A 19,801-nucleotide genomic window follows, 5' to 3' on the forward strand; every position below is an offset into this window, starting at 1 on the left:
CCTTCGGCCCGAGTCCAATTATGCTAAAATAAACTTATGGCAATATTGCGTGTAACAAAATACGGCGAAGATATCTTGCGCCAAAAATTGAAACCTGTTGATTTTAAAGCGTTGCAGCCGCAACTGCCCCAACTGCTAAAAGATATGGAGGAAACTTGTCTGGCGGTAAAAGGGGTAGGTTTGGCGGCTAACCAAATTGGGTTGGATTACCGTTTGGCGGTAATTTTGATTCCCGAAAGTGATAAAGAAAACGCGCCTTTAAAAAGATATGTGATTATCAATCCCGAAATCCTTTCTATGCGGGGAGAAAAACTGGAAGAAGAAGGTTGTCTTTCTCTGCCCGGTTTGTGGGCCGAAGTAAAACGCGCGACGGACGTAACCCTGAAATATACCGACGAAAATGGAGTGGAGCAGGTGAAGCGTGCGCGCGGGCTGTTGGCTAAGGCTTTCCAACACGAAGTGGACCACCTGGACGGCAAGTTGTTTATTGATTTGGTGGACCCGGTATTAAAGCCGGAACTTAAAAAAGCCATAAAAAAATTGCGCAAAAATTGGAATTGAACGGTTATAAACGGAACTCCCTATCATACGATAGGGAGTTTTGCTGTAAAGTTTTATTTGGCTTTTCCTTGATTGGCAACGGCGGCCATTTTCTTTTTGATTTCTTCCGCATCTCCTAAAAAATAATCCCTTTTCAATTTTAACTCGTCCGTAAATTCAAACACATACGGCACTCCCGTCGGCAAATTTAGCCCGATAATATCCGCATCTGAAATATTTTTAAGATGTTTTACAATTCCGCGCAGGCTGTTTCCGTGTGCCGCTACAATAATTTCGTTAGCCGTTTTTAAATGCGGAAAAATGACTTCGTTCCAATACGGCAAAATGCGGTTTACCGTGTCGCACAAGGCTTCGGTCAGCGGTAAATCTTTGGAATTTACCCCTGCATAGCGTTTGTCGTTTTGCGGTGCGCGCGGGTCATCCAAGGTTAAAGCGGGCGGGCGCACATCATAACTGCGCCGCCACAGTTTTACCTGTTCGTCGCCATATTTTTTGGCGGTTTCGGCTTTATTTAAACCCTGCAAGGCCCCGTAATGCTTTTCATTAAGCCGCCACGTTTTTTCCACGGGCAGCCAATCTTGGTTGAGCACATCCAGCACGCAGTTTAAGGTTTTGACCGCCCGTTTTAAATAAGAGGTATAAGCCGCATCAAAATAGAAACCTGCCTCTTTTAATAATTTCCCCGCGTTGCGGGCTTCTTCCACTCCTTGCGGAGTTAAATCTACATCCGTCCAACCCGTAAAGCGGTTCTCTAAATTCCACTGGCTTTGCCCGTGGCGCAAAAGTACAAGTCTTTTCATACAAACCTCCGTTTGCCTACATATTAGTTTTTTTGGCGAAAAGCGTAAAGCGGCTTTAAGGGTTACTTTGGTATAATGTTTGCAGGGGAATTTTAGTATTTATGCAACCGATTTGTATTATGAAGTTTGGCGGCAATACATTAGCCAACAAACAAAAACTTTTAATGGCGGCCGATTTGATTAAATCCCGCTATACGGCTGGATTTATCCCGGTGGTGGTGGCTTCTGCCAACGGCAATTTGACGGACGTCCTTTTGGACCACGCGTTTAGCATTACGCCAACTCCGGATAAGCGTGAGTTGGATATGCTGATTACCACCGGAGAGCGTGTGAGCGTGGCGCTTTTGTCTATTGCTTTGCGGGCTAAGGGTGTGCCGTCTGTATCGCTGACCGGTTCGCAAATCGGCCTTATTACTACTTGCAATCATACCGGCGCGGATATTTTAAAGTTGAAAGGCGACCGTTTATTGCGCGAAATTGAGGCCGGTAACGTGCCCATTGTGGCGGGTTTCCAGGGCATTGGTGAAAATAAGGAAATTACCACTTTAAAACGCGGGGGAAGTGATGTGTCCGCCGTATTTTTAGCCTCCCAATTAGGTGCGGGCCACGTGGAAATGATTAAAGATGTGGACGGAGTTTACTCAGCAGACCCGAACAAAGATGTCAAAGCGCAGAAATATGAGATACTGGATTTTGATGAAATGTATAAGTTGGCTTTAAACGGCGCGAGTGTTCTGCACCCGGACGCGGTATGTCTGGCCAAGGAAAAGGGGGTGGAAATTCGCATTGTCCACTATCAAACGGGCCAAACGGGTACAGTTATTAAATAGGAGCAACAAATGCACTTAACTTTTAAATTTAATACTTTTGGGATTGTGTCTTTTTTGGTGCTGTGCGGGCTGTTTTACTGGCTGTGCCCAGTGCCGGATAATGCTTTTTGGCGTTACCTTATATATGGGGTGTTTGCGCTGGGGGCGTTTTTTGCCAGTTTTGTGATTGTGCGTTCCAAATAACGGGCATATCAGACTCTTAAAAATATGGTATTATAAAAACTATGGAAACTACCGTCATTTTACAACTTATCGGTTTTACCGTTTGTTTTATTTTGTTGTTCGTTTTTACGGCCAAGTACCGCGCGGCTTTGGCGCACGAAACGGACTTTGAGCCGGCTGTGGAAGATTTAACCGTGGTAACCGTGGCCCAACCGCCTTCCTTTAAGCCGCGTGCTTCGCTTTTGCAATCGTTGCAGGGCTCTTCTTCGTTGGACCTGGCTGATGTAAAGGAAAAAGTGAAAAATTTGCATTACCGTTTGGAAGAACTCAAAATGGCGCAAGATAAATCCGCCGGCGATTTGGCTAAACAAATGGCCCGGATGGAACAGCGTATGAGCACTTTTGAACAAGAATATGTAAACAAACTCCAACCCACTTTGTTAAGCCTGATTGAAGATTTGGAAAATATGAAAGTGGCGGAAGAAAAAACGCAAAAATAGTTTTAAATTTGCTTTGCTCTGGTTTAAAACCGCCGCAAGTTCTGCGGCGGTTTTAAAATTTTAAGCCCCAAATTTTTCCCAGGCGTTTTTAAAAAATGCAAATTTAAGCCCGATTTTGCGATATTGCTCTTTTATCCAAAAACCCGTTCTATGACGGTAAACCGCTGCAAACCGCTCCCAAGAGAAGCGATTTCTGACAAAACGGATTAGATTTTGTCAATACTCTTGCTCAAAAATACCGTTTAAAATTTGTTTTGCCTTTCTAAATTTCCTAAAATATATCTATATACGTATGCCAAGGAAAGAGGATTTTACGTTAGGAGAACAAATGAAAAATAAAAACCTTGAACCTATCGCCGTTGTTGGTATTGGGGCGATTATGCCCGGAGCGTTGAATAAAGACGAATTCTGGACAAATATTAAAGAAGGCAAATACTGCATTACCGAAATTCCCGCGTCGTACTGGGACTATCATCTCTTTTATAGTCCTGACCATAAAGCAGAAGATAAACTGTACTCCAAAATCGGCGGTTTTATTCCGCAAAGTTTCAAATTTAATTCCTTAAAATACCGTATTCCTCCGCAAATTGCCAAGCAAATGGACACGGTGCAACACCTGGCCATTGAAACTACCCGTATGGCTTTGGAAGATGCCGGATACGATAAAAAAGCCTATGACCATAACCGCACGGCGGTAATTATTGGTAACTCTATGGGCGGTATGAAGAACGAAATGTCCAACACCCGCTTGAACCGTCCGTTCTTGTACGAAATTCTCAAAAATACCTCCTCTTTCAAGTCGCTGGCTCCCGCCGACGCCCAGAAGATGCTGGACGAAATGGATGCGGGTGTGCGCGAAAAATTTTCCCCGATTAACGAAGATTCTATGCCGGGTGAACTGGCCAACGTTATTCCGGGCCGCGTAGCCAATGTGTTTGATTTACACGGTACCAACTTTGCGGTGGATGCTGCTTGCGCCACCTCTTTGGCGGCTATTGACCAAGCCGTAAATGGCCTGCGTATGGGGAACTTTGATATGGCCATAGCCGGCGGTGTGGACCAAATGATGTCGCCCTCTGCCTATATTAAGTTCTGCAAAATCGGTGCTTTGTCCGAGGACGGCTCCTATCCCTTTGATGCCCGCGCCAACGGCTTTGTAATGGCCGAAGGTGCCGGTATGGTTATTTTGAAGCGCTTGTCCGACGCCGTAAAAGATGGCGACCGCGTATATGCCGTTATCCGCGCCGTAGGGGCTTCCTCCGACGGTAAAGGTAAGGGTATTACCGCTCCGAACCCCAAGGGCCAAAAATTGGCTGTGGAAAAAGCGTTTGAACAGTTGGACTATACTCCCGGTGAAGTCGGCCTGCTTGAAGCGCACGGTACGGGTACCCGCGTGGGTGATGCTACCGAACTTGGCGCGTTGACCGAACTGTTTGCCCCGTATGCCAAACCGGGCACCATTGGGCTTGGAAGTGTAAAGAGCCAAATCGGCCACGCCAAAGCGGCGGCCGGTATCGCTTCCTTAATCAAAACGGCGCTTGCCTTATATAATAAGGTGTTGCCGCCGTCTGTCAATTTCAAAACCCCCAACCCGATTGTGGATTGGGCCACCTGCCCCTTCCGCGTGATTACGCATACGGAAGATTGGAGCACTAATAAAGTGCGCCGCGCCAACGTTTCCGCGTTTGGCTTTGGCGGTACGAACTTCCACGTGGCTATGGAAGAAATGAACGACGGCCTTTTGAAACAGACCGAAGAAGCCACTCAGCACACCGTTTCAACCCCCGCACAGGAGAAATCTACCATGAGCAGCAGTTACACCCTTCACGTTCCCGGTGAAAAAATCCAAAGCGACGTTTTGACTTTCTCCGCCGCTACCAAACAGGAACTTTTCAATGTGTTAGATAAAGCCGTTGTGGCTATCCAATACGACCCGACCTATTTGCCGAGCATTTCCTATAAAAACCATATGGCTAAACCCGGCAAATTTGCGGTAACGATTAATGTTGAAAATCCGGATAAATTAAAAGAAAAAATTGAATTTTTCAAGAAGACCGCTTCTACCCAAGACGTATGGGAAAAAGAATCTCTGTACCTGCGTATGAAAGGTATTTATCCTTTTACCCCGACTGAAATCAAACCGAAAGTCTGCTTTATGTTCCCCGGACAAGGTTCCCAGTATGTGGATATGATGAAGGACCTGGCTGCCAAGTATAAAATTGTGCAGGATACCTTTGACGAAGCCGACCGCCTGCTGATGGGCATTATCGGCCAAAATCTGACGGATACTTTGTGGAGCAAACCCGGCGAAACCAAAGAGCAAATTGCCTTGCGTGAAGCCGCTATCAAAAAGACCGAAATGACCCAGCCTGCTGTACTTACGGCCGATATCGCGATGATGCGTCTTTTGTCCTCGTTCGGCATCAAGCCGGATGTGGTAATGGGCCACAGTTTGGGTGAATATGCCGCTGCCGTAGCCGCCGGTATTTTTGATTTTGAAAACGGTTTGAAAGCCGTTTGCACGCGCGGTAAAGTAATGTCCGAAATTAAGGTAGAAGACAACGGCAAAATGGCTTCTGTCGCGGCTCCTGTGGAACGCGTAGAACCCGAACTTGTACGCATTAACGGTTATGTGGCGGTGGCAAACAAGAACTGCCCGACCCAGACGGTTATTGCGGGCGGAAGCAAAGCCGTGGATGATGCAATTAAAATGTTTACCGATATGGGTATTCAAGCGGTGCAAATCCCGGTTTCCCACGCCTTCCACTCTGCTATCGTGCGCCCGGCTATGCCGCAATACCGCGCATTCTTGGATACGCTTACGTTCCACGCCCCCAAGATGCCTATTACTACCAATGTTACGGCGGAATTTTACCCGAGCGACCCGGAAAAAATCAAAGACCTTATGGTTACGCAGATTTCGCATTCTGTGGAATGGATTAAACAACTCCAAACCACCTACGATTCCGGCGTGCGCTTGTTCGTAGAGTGCGGCCCGAAACGCGTGTTGTCCGCTTTGGCCTCTAACACCTTGTCTGACAAAAAAGATATTAAAGTGTTGGCCTCCAACCACCCCAAAAAGGGCGGTATTGTGGAATTTAACGACTTGTTCGCTAACTTAATTTCCTCCGGTATTCATTTGGATTGGACTGGTACTGATATGTATGGTGATAACCACACCTTTAACCCTGCTTTTGTAAACTGGGTAACCGGCAATGCTACCCCGGTTGAAAAAACCGAAGGTTCTGCCGAAACTCCCAAAACCTGCGCGTGCAAAGTGTCCGCGCCCGCCGCGAACAACGGTAAAAAATCCGTGGTAATTAGCGGTATTGCTGCCGGCGGTCCCGGCAGTTGGGATAAAATCTTCCGCGAAGGCGTGTTGGACGAAATTCTTTCCGGCCGCAATATGATTGAGCCCGTCTCTGCGGAAATTCAGCAGAAACAAATTGATAAGCACGTTGAATTTGTTATCAAATCCAAAGACGGTAACCACCGTTTTGAACGCTTGACCTCTCCGATGCAGGCCATTAAATTGGCGGCCAAGGGCGGCGCGTTTGACCTGGAAAAAGAATTCGGTCTGCCCGCCAAATGGGTCCGCTCTATGGACCGCAGTTTCCAACTGGCTATTGCCGCAGGTATCTTAGCCTTGAAGGACGCGGGTATCCCGTTGGTCTTATATTATAAACCCACTTCTACGGGCGGTTATTTGCCGGACCGCTGGGGTCTGCCGGCCGAAATGATTGACGAAACTGGCGTAATTTTCACCTCCGCTTTCCCGGTGGCCAACAGTATGATGGGCGACCTTTCCAAACGCGTGTCCGGTTTGCTTAACAACAAAACCGCCAAAGAAGTCCGCGCGTTCTGCGACAAATTTATTGCCCAAATTTCCGACCCGGCCCTCAAAGCCGAAATTGAGGCTTGGTACAGAGATAACTTTAAAGACAAAGAAATTGAACCCGAAGCCTTTACCTCGGAATTTATTTTAAAGACCATTATTATTGCCCATTGCCACTTCTGCCAATGGATTCGTGCCCGCGGCCCGGCGACGGCTATGAGCGCGGCTTGCGCCTCTACTGCCCAGGCAATTGCTGTGGCGCAGGATTGGATTAAACTCGGCCGCTGCAAACGCGTAATCGTCATCAGTGCCGACGATATTACCAATGATAATGTGTCCGAGTGGATTTTGACGGCCTTCTTGGCCTCCGGTGCTGCTACGACGGAAGCCGACGTTACCAAAGCGGCCTTGCCTTTTGACCGCCGCCGCAACGGTATGATTGTGGGTATGGGTGCGGTATCCCTGATTGTGGAAGACGAAGCCGAAACCGCCAAACGCGGTATGAAACCGTTGGCTAAACTCTTGTCCACCGAAATTGCCAACAGCGGTTTCCACGTAACCCGTTTGGATGTGGGCCACGTTGCCCAAGTGATGGACCGCTTGGTAACCCACGCAGAAAAGGAATACGGTTTGAACCGTTCCGATATTGCCAAGCAGTTGGTGTTCATCTCTCACGAAACCTATACGCCCGCCCGCGGCGGTTCCGCCAGTGCCGAAGCGTATGCACTTAAATCCACCTTTGGTAAAGACGTCAGCAGTGTAATTGTCAGCAATACCAAAGGTTTCACCGGGCACTCTATGGGTGCCGGGTTGGAAGATGCTATCGCCGTGCGCTGCCTGAACACGGGCCTCGTGCCGCCGATTGCAAACTTTAAAGAAGCCGACCCCGAATTGGAAGGCATTACGCTGAGCAAAGGCGGACATTACAACTTTAAATATGCTTTGCGCTTAGCCGCCGGGTTCGGTTCTCAACTTGGTATGACTTTGCTTGAAAAAGTATGGCAAGAGGGGGAACCCCGTATCGCTGATGAAGCCAAACACGCTTCTTGGTTGAAAGCCATTTCCGGCCAGGAAGCCCCGGTGTTGGAAGTTGTGCAGAACACCTTGCGTATTAAGGATAACTATCGCCACGGTGTAAAACCCGCCTTGGTAATGGAAGGTTCTCAGGCTTTTGTGGATAAAGTGAACACGATTCACGCCCACGAAGCCAAGGCCGCGGCTCCTGTGGCGCAACCTGCTCCGGCCGTGCAAGCCCCTGCGGCCGCGCCCGCTCCGGCGGTAGCGTTGGACGAAGCCAGCGTAACCAAAGAAGTCGTGAAAATGGTAGGCGAAAAGACTGGTTATCCGGAAGATATGCTTGATATTGACCTGGATATGGAAGCCGACCTCGGTATTGATACGGTCAAACAAGCAGAACTTTTTGCTTCCTTGCGCGAACATTATGGCATTGCCCAGCAAGACGGTATCCAGTTGAAAGATTATCCGACTATCCGCCATTGCATTAAATTTGTGCTCGCTAATGCGGGCAAACCTGCGGCCGTACAAGCAGCCGCGCCCGCACCTGTTGCGGCTCCGGCTCCTGTGGCCGCTCCTGCGGTAGCCCAAGCGTCTGTAACACCTGCGCCTGTTGCCAAACCTGCTCCGGCAGTGCAAGCCCCTGTGGCCGCGCCCGCTCCGGCGGTAGCGTTGGACGAAGCCAGCGTAACGAAAGAAGTCGTGAAAATGGTAGGTGAAAAGACTGGTTATCCGGAAGATATGCTTGATATTGACTTGGATATGGAAGCCGACCTCGGCATTGATACGGTCAAACAGGCTGAACTTTTTGCCGCAATGCGCGAACATTACGGCATTGCCCAGCAAGACGGTATCCAGTTGAAAGACTATCCGACTATCCGCCATTGCATTAAATTTGTGCTCGCTAATGCGGGCAAACCCGCTGCCGTACAATCGGCCGCGCCCGCACCTGTTGCGGCTCCGGCTCCTGCGGCCGCGCTTGATGAAGCCAGCGTAACCAAAGAAGTAGTAGGTATGGTGGCTGAAAAGACTGGTTATCCGGAAGATATGCTTGATATTGACCTGGATATGGAAGCCGACCTCGGCATTGATACGGTCAAACAGGCTGAACTCTTTGCTTCCTTGCGCGAACATTACGGCATTGCCCAGCAAGACGGTATCCAGTTGAAAGACTATCCGACTATCCGCCATTGCATTAACTTTGTACTTTCTAATGCAGGTAAAGCCGCGGCCCCTGTGGCCACTCCGGCGGTGGCCCAAGCGACGGTAACGCCCGCTCCGGCTCCCGTACAGGCTGCTCCTGTGGCACAAGCCGTGGTGGCTCCTGCCGCTAAACCTGCGGCCGCGCTTGATGAAGCGACGGTAACGAAAGAAGTAGTCAAAATGGTAGCCGAAAAGACTGGTTATCCGGAAGATATGCTTGATTTGGACCTGGATATGGAAGCCGACCTCGGCATTGATACGGTCAAACAGGCTGAACTTTTTGCCGCAATGCGCGAACATTACGGCATTGCCCAGCAAGACGGTATCCAGTTGAAAGACTATCCGACTATCCGCCATTGCATTAACTTTGTACTTTCTAATGCAGGTAAAACCGCGCCTGTGGCTGCTCCTGCCCCGGCGGTAGCACCTGCTGTTCAGCCCGCACCTGTTGCGGCTCCGGCTCCTGTACAGCCTGCTCCTGTTGCACAAGCCGCAGTGGCTCCTGCCGCTAAACCTGCGGTAGCGTTAGACGAAGCCAGCGTAACGAAAGAAATCGTGAAGATGGTAGCCGAAAAGACGGGTTATCCGGAAGATATGCTTGATTTAGACCTGGATATGGAAGCCGACCTCGGCATTGATACGGTCAAACAGGCTGAACTTTTTGCCGCAATGCGCGAACATTACGGCATTGCCCAGCAGGAAGGTATCCAGTTGAAGGATTACCCGACTATCCGCCATTGCATTAATTTTGCCTTGTCCAATGCGGGTGGCAAAACTGCCGAACAAGCCGCTCCTGCCGTTGCCGAGCAGCCTGTTGAACTTCCGCTTACGACGGAAGAAAAGCCCGTGGTAGCGGAACCGGCCAAAGAGGAAATTAAACCTGCCGAGGAAGCCCCTGCGGCTCCCTCGCCGAAACTTATTAAAAAACCGGCGCATATCGTAGCCGAACACATTGGTAAACCGCAGGAAGATGCGCTGATTACCAATCCGACGGCTCCGATTGAAAAGCATTTTTCCTTGGCGGAACGCCCCGAAAGAGAGGGGTATCAGGGCGAACATTGCCACGAAAAGAAATTGCGCTATGTTACTACGGTAGCCGATGCGCCGCTTACGGAACGCGAAAACAGACGTCTTTCCAAAGACCGCACGGTGTTGCTGTTTGCCGACAATTCCCAACTGATTAAGGCATATACGGAAGAATTTAAAGAATTGGGCGTAAAATATCACGTATTTACCACGCTCAAAACCCGTAGCAAAAACACGACTATTGTAAATTGGGAATCGTACGAAGAAACCGAAGCGGCCTTGAAAGCATACGAAGCCGAGGACCCGAATATCCAAGGTATCGTGTACCTGTTGGGCGCGACGATTAAGAAGTTTGATAAAAAAGCCAGCCCGCACGCAGAACTGACCAAATACGTTATGCCGTTGTTTATTGCGCTGCGCGTATTTGAAAAAGGCCTTGCAAACCGCCAAGATGCCGATACGTTCTTTGCGGTAAACACCAAGATTGACGGTAACTTCGGTTATACGACGAAAGAGGAGTTTAACCCGATTGTGGGTGCGCTTACGGGCGGTACTACTTGCTACCGCAAGGACGTGTACGAACGCACGGGCGCCATTAGCAAATTAATGGATTTTGAACCCACCGCCACTCCGGACGAAATGGCCCAAAAGACGATGGACGAAGTGCTCCACGGCGATATGCGCCTGATGATTGGTACGAGAGATAACGTGCGCTCCACGATTCTTTCTTTGCCGACCCGGTTGGATAAGAGAGTCAAGAATTTTGACCTTGCCGGCAAAACCATTATCTTCACGGGTTCCGGCCGCGGTATCGGTGCGATGCTTTCCCAAAAGATTGCCGCCCAGTACCACAGCAAAATTATTGTATTGGATATCATTGAAATCCAAGAAAAAACGCCGTTGTGGGCTTCTATGAACGAAGCCGAATTAGCCGCGCTCAAAAAACAAATCTGGGAAGACCTCAAAGCCGATCCGACCAAAAAGGCTACCCCTGTAATGTTGGAACGCGCTTTCGGCCGCGTGAAAGATTCCATTACGCTCTATAACAACTTGCAGAAATTGCGCAACTTGGGCAGTGAAGTGGAATACTACCACTGCGACGTAATGAACTCCTCTATGATGAAGGAAGTTTGCACCAAGATTAAAGCCAAAAACGGACGCGTGGACGGGCTTATCCACTTTGCTGGCTTGGAACGCTCTAAACTTATTTACGATAAAGACCCGGCTGAATATTACCGCATCTTTGACGTAAAAGCCACGAGTTTTGCCACTTTCTTGGCTAACAATATTGTACGCGACGACGGTTTCTTCGCCTTTGCCTCCTCTATTGCCGGTAAATACGGTAACTTGGGGCAGAGCGACTATGCCAGCGCCAACGATTATTTGGCTAAATCCGCCTTGTCCTTGTCCAACCAAGGCTACCGCGCTATCAGTATTGCTATGAGTGCTTACAAAAATGTAGGTATGGGCGTTCGCGCCGGTGTGGAAACCTTCTTGCGCTCCAACGGTGTGGACTTTGTGGACCCCGAAGACGGTATGCAGATCTTCTTGGACGAAATTGTCTATGGACGCGTGCCGGAAATTGTCCTCACGGGTTCGTTGGGCCGTTTGGACTGGGACCATCAGTTAAAGTTTGATTGGGACGAAATCGGAGCCGAAGAAAACGGCTCCGATGACTCCGCCAACGGCGGCAATACACCCGCCGCTCCGGCGGCTGCCCCCAAAACGGAGGCTCCTGCGGCGGTAGATTCTGCCAAGGCTACGCACTTTTTAGGCGAAGTAAAATCGCTCCAAAAGGGTGCTGAAATTCACTTGGAAAAAGAATTTAATTTAAATTCCGACCCCTATTTGGCTGACCACGCTATTGAAGGCACTCCGTATGTGCCGGGCGTAATGGGAATTGAAACCTTTATGGAAACGGCTACCGCTCTTACGGGGGAGGTTCCGCAAGGCTTGAAAGATGTACATTTTTATCTGCCGATTAAACTGTTAAGAAACCGCCCGCAGGCCGTGCGCGTAATCGGTAAAGCCGCCGGAAATGAAGCCTCTATGGAAATTGAATCTGACTTCATTAACAGTAAAGGTGTGAAAATGGGTAATACCCGCCGCCATTTTACCGCGCATACATTGGGGTCTTTCGTTTCCACTTGGGATTCCGTAAAAGCCGAAGCAATGACGGGCCTTAATGCCCCGATGAGCGTAAGCAAAGAGGAAATTTATAAAAAATATTTCCACGGTCCTTCCTTCCAAGTGTTGGCCGGAATTGTCCGCGTGGATAAACACGCTTCTTTGGCTGTTTATCACACCACTCCGCGCCCGCAATGGAACGACGGTCCGCGCACTTTGCTGGCCAACCCGATGTTGATTGAAGCGGCTTTCCAATGCTGTGGCTTTCAGGATATGAGCATTGAGCACAAAATGACGTTGCCCGACGGTATCGCCGAGGTGGCTGTGCTTAACAAGCAAGTTCCGCCCGCCCAGTTGTATTTGTATGGTGTGAACCGCGGTAACACTGCCGACGGAAAAACCCTTCACGATGCCTATGTATTTGATGCACAAGGCAATGTGTGGGTGGAAATCCACGGCTATCAGGCTATCGGCCAATAAGGCGCGATGTCCTGCCAATTAAAAGTTGTTGATTTAAATTGTCTGCCCCCGGCCGAAAAAATCCTGGGCGCGAAGGAAAGCGCGTTTTTTAAAACGCTCCGCTTTCCCAAACGCCGAACGGAGTGGCTTGGGGGCAGACTTGCGTTAAAGGACTTGGTGCAGCAGGCCACAGGTGCTGCCAAAAAAGAGATAGAAATTTTGCCACAAACAAGCGGTAAGCCGCTTTTGTTTGTGGGGGGAAAACCCTGTTTGTTACCGTTTAGTATTACGCATAGCCACGGATTTGCCGTAGCCGGTTTATCAAGCGAAGGGACCTTTTTGGGCATAGATTTGGAAAAAATTGCCCACCGGATAGATGCTTGGGCCAAAGATTTTTTTCATCCTACGGAATTAACGGGAACAGATGATACCTTTTTAACGGCCTTGTGGACGCAAAAGGAAGCACTTGTAAAGGTATTGGGGACGGGCCTTTCCCTAAACAGTTATGACGTCCGTTGTGTAAACGGACGGGCGGAATTTTATGGACCAGCGCTGGCTGCCTATGAAAAATTAGGTTGTCCGGCTTTGGAAATAAAAACGTGGGAGTTGGTTCCCGGTTTTATGTTTACGCAGACCGTCGGGAAAATCAACCCGGTTATTTTGTAAAATATAAAGAAGACAGATTTGGAGGGAGCAATGATTGAACTTTTTGAAGATCCCAGATTAGACAAGCCGTCGGACCAGCCCGCTCCGGCCAGTTTAGTTAAGTTTAGACAAATTTCCCAAGACGCCCTAAAAGGCGCCGGCGAGGCACGCATTAAAGCCCAGAAAGACAAAGGCAAGATGACCGCCCGCGAACGCATTTCTTACCTGCTGGATAAAGACAGTTTTTTAGAAATCAAAAGTTTAATGGAAAGTTCTTGCAGCGACTTTGGTATTAAAGATAAACATATCAAAGGCGACGGTGTCATTACAGGCTTTGGCCGCATTAACGGCCGCGAAGTGGCTCTGTTTGCGCAGGACTTTACGCAACTGGGCGGTTCCCTCGGGTTGGCGCACGCCAAAAAAATTGCCGCGCTAATGGACCGCGCTTTGGAAGCAAAAATACCGGTTATCGGTTTGTATGATTCCGGCGGTGCCCGTATTCAAGAGGGTGTGGATAGTTTAAACGGTTATGGCGAAATTTTTTACCGCAACGTCAAAGCCTCCGGCGTAATTCCGCAGATTTCTGTTATTTTGGGGCCCTGTGCAGGCGGTGCGGCCTATTCTCCGGCACTTACCGATTTTATTTTTATGGTGGAAGGTATCAGCCATATGTTCATTACGGGGCCGGGTGCGGTAAAAGCGGCCACCGGCGAAGAAGTGGATTTTGATACATTGGGCGGTTCCCGTCCGCACAGCGAAAAGAGCGGCGTTTGCCAATTTGTCGCCAAATCGGAACAGGACTGCTTCCGTCAGGTGCGTGAATTGCTGTCTTTCCTGCCACAAAATTGCGAGGAAAACCCGCCCTTAGATACCACCAGCGATTTGGCTTCCCGCCAAGTTCCCGTATTGGAACGTGTGTGCGAAATGGACCCCAAAAAGGCTTTCCGCATCCACCACGTTATTTGGCGCTTGGCAGACGATTTCGGCTTTTTTGAAATTCACCAAAACTTTGCCAAGAACGTAGTTACCGGATTTATCCGTTTAGGCGGGCAAGTGGTGGGCGTAGTGGCCAATAACCCGGCCTGCCTGGGCGGTGCATTAGATAGTGATGCGAGCGACAAGGCCGCGCGCTTTATCCGCTTTTTAAATGCGTTTAATATCCCGCTCTTGACGTTGGTGGACACGGGGGGATATCTCCCCGGGGTGCAGCAGGAACACGGTGGTATTATCCGCCACGGCGCGAAATTATTATATGCGTATTCCGAAGCCTCTATTCCCAAAGTTACGCTTGTGTTGCGCAAAGCCTACGGCGGCGCCTATATTGCAATGGGCTCCAAATATTTGCGCGGGGATTTCAATTTTGCGTTCCCCAGCGCGGAAATTGCCGTAATGGGACCGCGCGGTGCGGTGGAAATTTTGTACTCGCGCGATTTAAAGGCCGAGCAAGATCCCGCCAAAAAAGAAGAACTCAAACAAAAAATGACCCAGCAGTATTCCGACAAGTTCGCTTCACCTTATCAGGCGGCGACTAATGGGTCTATTGACGAGATTATTGAGCCTTCCGACGCACGCAGCAAGATTATCCGCGCCTTTGCGGTGCTTAGAGGAAAACGCGACCCGCGCAAAAATCCGCACAAGGGCAATATCCCGCTGTAATCAAGCGGTTTACGACTTCAATATAAAAACCCTCTGTTCTGTTTGCAGAGGGTTTTACTTTTGTGTTTTCCCCTGCCGTTATCCTAAAAGGGGTGGCGGACCATAAAGTTTAGAAATTGGTGTATATGAGGGGCCATCCTAAACTTATTTCAGAATCTATCGCACGGGTTGTTAAATAACATAGAATACTACCCAAGCAGTAGGTCCTGAAATAAAGTTAGCCTAACTGTTAGTTTCTGGTCCAAAAAGTATTTTTTTGCTAAAATAAGAATATACTAAAAAAACAAAAAGAGGAGTCTTATGAAAAACGTGACGATGAGCCGTTTGGGCGGTTTTACACTTATTGAATTGTTGGTGGTTGTACTTATTATCGGTATTTTGGCGTCGGTGGCGTTACCCCAGTACAATAAGGCGGTAGCCAAAACCCGCGCGGCTGAAGTGTGGACGCTTACTAAATCGTTTTATGATGCACAAAAAGTTTATTATATGGCTAATGGGCAATATACAGATGATTTGACCAATTTAGATATTGAACTGCCGGCTAATCCTAGTTTTTTTGATAATATAAATGCCGGAACGGAAAAAGCCTATACTCTGCGTTTAGACGGAGAAGATGGTTCTCCCTCTCTAAGTTTTGGAAAGATCAAGGGATTGTCTGGGATGGAACTATCAGCATTTGTTGGTAGTGGGCAGCAAATCCTTTTTGATTGCAGGGGACATAAGTATTGTAAAAGTGTACTGCCATGTGGCAATCCTGAGTCGATTGATGGGGGCACTTCTGCCCGGTGTTATCTTCCATTTTAATTATTATGTCTAAAAAACTTTTTGTTTGCGCCTGCCTGCTGTTTATTGGGGCAGGCGTTATTATGAGATTTGCTTTCCTGTCCGTACCGTACGAATACGACGAATTGTTCACTGCCGTAACGGCTAACCCGGCGCTTCCTCTTTCTTGGATTTGGACTCATTGTCTGCTGGTGGACGTACATCCCCCGTTGCACAATGTATTATTGTGGGCCTATAACCATGTGGCGCCATATGGACCGGAGATATGGCTCCGCTTGCCTAGCGTGGTGTGCGGGCTGGCTGCGTTGGCTTTGGGGTGGTGTATGTTCCCTCGGCGCTTTGGCAAAACGGCTCGGTGGCTGTTTATGGCGCTTCTGACTGGCAATTTTTATGTTATATTCTATTCCCAGCATGCGCGGGCCTACGCCCTGATGTTGGCGCTTGCGGTACCGCTTACTTTTTTGTTTCTGCAAATTTCTCTCCTTCTTTGCAAAGGCCGCGTGGTGCCGCGCAAGTTGTGGCTGTGGTGGGGGATTCTGCTGGTGTTACTGGGGTGGAGCCATTATTTTGGGATGCTGTTTTTTGGCATTACGTCGGGGCTTTTGGCCGTGCAGGCACTGCGTAGCCGCAAAAATATCACTTGGGCGCTCCTTTTGCCGTGCGTGGTGTTTGCCTGTTTCCTGCCGTGGCTCGTGCCGAATCTGTTATATAACGTGGGGCAAAACCGCTTTGGCGGAAACTGGTGGGCCGATAAGGCCCCCGGGATATTTATTTGGATGAACTTAGTATCCTTCTTTTTTGCGTATTCGGCGGCGTTTTTGGTGTTGGGCGTATTGGTGTTGTCCGGATGGGTGTGGAATTACGAAGATTTTAAACGCCACAAACACTTCCCGTTCCAGCGGGAACTCCTGCTGCTGTTGGCCTTACTGGCGGGCGTGTTTGGGTTTGTGGGGCTTTTGTACTTTAAAATTTATTTGTGGTTTGGGCGTTATTTTATGGAAATAATGCCGGCACTGTTTTTGTTTGTGGCACTCAGTGCGGCACGGGTGGTGCGGCACAGCCGGGTGGCTAAACTGATTTTTATCGTATATTTGGGAATGATTGGCGTGCAGACGGCGTCTAATTGGCGGCTACTTGTTTATTCGTATTATTTTCCCTCGCGCATTTCCGCACAGTTCTACCGCGACCACGCCCCGGAAAAGGAACTTTTTGTAATTGCTGTGGAGGCATTTCCACCGGAGGCATTGGAGGCTATGTACGGCTTTTACCCCAACCAAATGTACCGTATGAATGCGCGGGTGACGGAACTATACCATTTGGACGAAGAAGCCCGCGACGAGGCCTTAAAGCGGCGGGCTGGGGCCTTGATTTGGATGCCTAACTGTGACATCGTAAAAATGAGTCGCGTTTCCAAGGAGTGGAACCGTGCTATTGCCCTGGAAGGCAAATTGGGAAATTCCTGCTTTTTGCAACTTTCGGACAAAAACGTGGCGGCCGACCCTGCCTGGAACAAGCGCAAACTAAACTGGGCGGACTTGGCTCACTAAAACTTTTTTGGCAAAAAAGTGCTTCGGCGGATATATGGCCCGCGTACATTTCTCCCGCAACAACTCCGGGCGCAAGCCCAGGGAGTTTTATGTTGAATTAAAAAGACATTCTGCCAAAAAAGTTGTTATAATAAAAAAGTATTCACGTAGGGCACCATGCCTTACCATAATTTTATTCTGTTTTTGGAACCGTATGTGGAATACGGTGCGCCGCCAAAATATTGGTGGCATATAGCACTCCAAAAACAGCTCGTTATTAGGCACAGTACAGACGGACTAATTACCCGGCTGCGCTGTGCCGAGTGTTTGCCGCCCTTAAATGGGCGGCAAACCACGGCTGTTGTATTTGGGTTAGTGCTATAGCTCAAATATGGCAGCCGTTTTTTTACGCATATTTCTCCAAGGGCAGAACAGGAGATATATATGAAGAAAATTCTTGTTTTTTTATTAACATCTGTTCTAATGGGTTGTGCCGCACTTACCCCTTCTAGGCAAATGTTATCTGTTACCAGTAATGTTCCCGATGCGGTAATACTGGTTAATGGGGAAAATATTGGTTTTGGTAGTGGAAAAACAGAAGTCAAACGTAATTCAACAGTAAATATTATGGCCATCAAGGATGGTTATTATCCTGCCATTCGCACTATTGGTAAACATAATAATATTGGTGCTATATTAGATGCTGCGGTCTGTGGATTTGGACTAATTATTTTTGCAATTCCTTGGTGTGTTTCCGCTTTTGCTGCGCCGGGCGCGTGGTCCTTGGATGACACAGATGTTAGCGTGTTTATGATACCAAATACTCAAACAGCAACCGCTACGAATATTTCAAAATAGATATTTGAACATCTTTATTTACTGATGACAAAAAAGGCTTTTTAGCAGTTTGTATGGCTAGAAAGCCCTTGTAAATAGAAATACCCCCGGCGGGAGTTGAACTCGCAACCTTCTCCTTAGGACGGAGCCGCTCTATCCAATTGAGCTACGGGGGCGTAAAACAGTTATTTAGCAGCCTTTTTGATGCGTTTACCGGCTTTTTTAGCCTTTGCCGCAGGAGATGTCTTGCCTTTCGCGTGCGCCTTTTTAACGGTTGTTTTGGGCGCAGGTTTCCGCGTGGACACTTTTTTTACAACGTCTTTTACCGCACTTTTTTTAGCGGACGATTTTTTATCCGTTTTTTTAGCAACAGCCTTTTTTGCTTCGTTCGCTTTTTGTTGGGCAATCAGCACGGCCCGCTGTTTTAACAGTTTTGCAAGCGGGCTTTTGTCTATTGTTTGGCCCAAAATATTTGTTTTTAAGCGCGGCTGCATGGCTGTATGCAGTTTGCGTGTGCGTAAATCCAGGGCGGCGGGTTCCAAAATTCCCGCTTTATAGGCTTCTTTGCGCAGGGTGTTTACGGCACGTTCTTCAATTTGGCGCACCCGCTCGCGCGACAAACCCAAAATATCCGCCACTTCGCCCAGCGTTTTGGGCTCATTATCGTCCAGACCGTAGCGCATAATAAGCACTTGACGGTCCCGGTCGTTTAAATCAGCCATACTTTTTTTGATGCTGTTTTGGTTTTCGTTTTTAAGAAAAACATCGTGGGGATTGCCTTTTCCGTCGTCGCTGATTAAATCTTCCAGGGTGGTTTCGTCCTCATCGTGAATCAGCGTAGTGAGAGAATCAACCCCTTTTGCGGCATTTAAAGTGTCCATAATAGACTTTACCTGCCGCGCGGTCAAATTGAGTTCTGCCGCCATTTCGTTTAAGGACGGGTCGCGCCCGTTGGCTTCCTTCAACTCGTTCCACGCGCGGAACCATTTTTTTAAATTTCCCCACGCGTGCGACGGAATTTTGATAGAGCCGGATTGTTCTTCAATATATTTGCGGATATATTGCTCTATCCAATACACGGCATAAGTGGAAAAACGGTAGCCTTTTTCGGGTTCAAATTTATCAATCGCTTGCAGAAGCCCCAGGTTGCCTTCTTCAATCAAATCCATCAGGTCCATACCCGGGCGCTGGAAACGCTTTGCCGTCGGAATAACCAACCGCAAATTCATTTCCATAATTTTATTTTTAGCATCTTTATTGCCTTGTTTGGCAAGTTTCCACAACCGGGTCATTTCGTTCCGGTCCAGTTCTTGGGTGATTTTACCCAAATGCTTAAAATATTCGTTTACACTATCAAGCGACTCGTTTTCCATATACAATATAATATCAAACTTTTTGACGGTGCGAAAGGCTTTTGCCTATAAAACCATACACAAAACGCCCGCCGTAATCAGGCCGCTGCCAAGCAACACTTTCAGACTGACAACTTCGTGCAAAAATAAAACAGATAACAGAATTGCCAGCACCACGCTGAATTTATCTACCGACACCACACGCGAGACCGTGCCCATTTGGAGTGCTTTATAAAAAAACAGCCACGAACCGCCTGTCGTTAAACCGGACAAGATTAAAAAGGTCCAACTTTTTGGGCTAACTAGGGCCAACTGTTTGTTCGTGCCCGTCATCCATACTATGCCCCACGCCAAAACTAATATTACCGTTGTGCGGATGGCTGTCGCCAGGTTGGAGTTTACACCGTCCACACCCACTTTGGCCAGTACGGAGGTAAGCGCAGCAAAGAGTGCTGATAAGAACGCATATACAAACCACATTTTTT

At 48.4% G+C, this 19,801-nt stretch carries 13 protein-coding genes and 1 tRNA gene; 10 read left to right on the forward strand and 4 right to left on the reverse strand.

What is annotated here, in order from left to right; translation table 11 throughout:
* The first annotated feature begins 36 nt into the window (after nucleotides 1–36).
* A complete protein-coding gene (gene def, locus ACQY2K_RS03840) occupies nucleotides 37–561 on the forward strand; it encodes a peptide deformylase (RefSeq protein ID WP_177748746.1) in 525 nt (174 codons plus the stop codon).
* 53 nt (nucleotides 562–614) lie between these two features.
* On the opposite strand, the gene gpmA is transcribed toward def, so the two are convergent.
* Nucleotides 615–1,361 carry a 2,3-diphosphoglycerate-dependent phosphoglycerate mutase gene (gpmA, locus tag ACQY2K_RS03845; RefSeq protein WP_428040821.1) on the reverse strand — a complete coding sequence of 249 codons (747 nt, stop codon included), beginning with the start codon at nucleotides 1,359–1,361 and terminating at the stop codon, nucleotides 615–617.
* A 101-nt stretch (nucleotides 1,362–1,462) separates the two neighbouring features.
* On the opposite strand from gpmA, the gene ACQY2K_RS03850 reads away from it, so the two are divergent.
* From ACQY2K_RS03850 to ACQY2K_RS03890, 9 genes are all read left to right on the forward strand, one after another.
* On the forward strand, nucleotides 1,463–2,191 hold the full coding sequence (locus tag ACQY2K_RS03850; protein WP_428040822.1) for a hypothetical protein: 729 nt from the start codon (nucleotides 1,463–1,465) through the stop codon (nucleotides 2,189–2,191).
* A gap of 9 nt (nucleotides 2,192–2,200) precedes the next feature.
* Nucleotides 2,201–2,374, forward strand: a complete 174-nt coding sequence (locus tag ACQY2K_RS03855) for a hypothetical protein (protein ID WP_177748752.1) — start codon at nucleotides 2,201–2,203, stop codon at nucleotides 2,372–2,374.
* Between the two features lie 41 nt (nucleotides 2,375–2,415).
* Nucleotides 2,416–2,853, forward strand: a complete 438-nt coding sequence (locus ACQY2K_RS03860) for a hypothetical protein (protein ID WP_177748754.1) — start codon at nucleotides 2,416–2,418, stop codon at nucleotides 2,851–2,853.
* Nucleotides 2,854–3,181: 328 nt separating this feature from the next.
* The gene (locus tag ACQY2K_RS03865) at nucleotides 3,182–12,538 is read left to right on the forward strand and encodes an SDR family NAD(P)-dependent oxidoreductase (RefSeq protein WP_428040823.1); all 9,357 of its coding nucleotides are present in this window, start codon (nucleotides 3,182–3,184) and stop codon (nucleotides 12,536–12,538) included.
* 6 nt (nucleotides 12,539–12,544) lie between these two features.
* A complete protein-coding gene (locus ACQY2K_RS03870) occupies nucleotides 12,545–13,183 on the forward strand; it encodes a 4'-phosphopantetheinyl transferase family protein (RefSeq protein WP_428040824.1) in 639 nt (212 codons plus the stop codon).
* Nucleotides 13,184–13,213: 30 nt separating this feature from the next.
* A complete protein-coding gene (locus tag ACQY2K_RS03875) occupies nucleotides 13,214–14,818 on the forward strand; it encodes an acyl-CoA carboxylase subunit beta (RefSeq protein ID WP_428040825.1) in 1,605 nt (534 codons plus the stop codon).
* A 300-nt stretch (nucleotides 14,819–15,118) separates the two neighbouring features.
* Complete coding sequence (locus tag ACQY2K_RS03880; RefSeq protein ID WP_428040826.1) at nucleotides 15,119–15,622, forward strand: type IV pilin protein; 504 nt, start codon at nucleotides 15,119–15,121, stop codon at nucleotides 15,620–15,622.
* Between the two features lie 62 nt (nucleotides 15,623–15,684).
* Nucleotides 15,685–17,148, forward strand: coding sequence for a glycosyltransferase family 39 protein (locus ACQY2K_RS03885; protein ID WP_428040827.1), 1,464 nt, complete (start codon nucleotides 15,685–15,687; stop codon nucleotides 17,146–17,148).
* A gap of 423 nt (nucleotides 17,149–17,571) precedes the next feature.
* On the forward strand, nucleotides 17,572–17,985 hold the full coding sequence (locus ACQY2K_RS03890; RefSeq protein WP_428040828.1) for a hypothetical protein: 414 nt from the start codon (nucleotides 17,572–17,574) through the stop codon (nucleotides 17,983–17,985).
* Nucleotides 17,986–18,066: 81 nt separating this feature from the next.
* Here ACQY2K_RS03890 and ACQY2K_RS03895 read toward each other — a convergent pair.
* From ACQY2K_RS03895 to ACQY2K_RS03905, 3 genes are all read right to left on the reverse strand, one after another.
* A tRNA-Arg gene (locus ACQY2K_RS03895) sits at nucleotides 18,067–18,140 on the reverse strand.
* A 9-nt stretch (nucleotides 18,141–18,149) separates the two neighbouring features.
* On the reverse strand, nucleotides 18,150–19,337 hold the full coding sequence (locus tag ACQY2K_RS03900) for a sigma-70 family RNA polymerase sigma factor (protein WP_428040829.1): 1,188 nt from the start codon (nucleotides 19,335–19,337) through the stop codon (nucleotides 18,150–18,152).
* Nucleotides 19,338–19,382: 45 nt separating this feature from the next.
* Nucleotides 19,383–19,796: an EamA family transporter gene (locus tag ACQY2K_RS03905; protein WP_428040830.1), complete on the reverse strand. Its 414-nt coding sequence runs from the start codon at nucleotides 19,794–19,796 to the stop codon at nucleotides 19,383–19,385.
* Nucleotides 19,797–19,801: the final 5 nt, after the last annotated feature.

The organism is Candidatus Avelusimicrobium fimicolum (assembly GCF_021632165.1).
Classification (GTDB): Bacteria; Elusimicrobiota; Elusimicrobia; order Elusimicrobiales; family Elusimicrobiaceae; genus Avelusimicrobium; species Avelusimicrobium fimicola.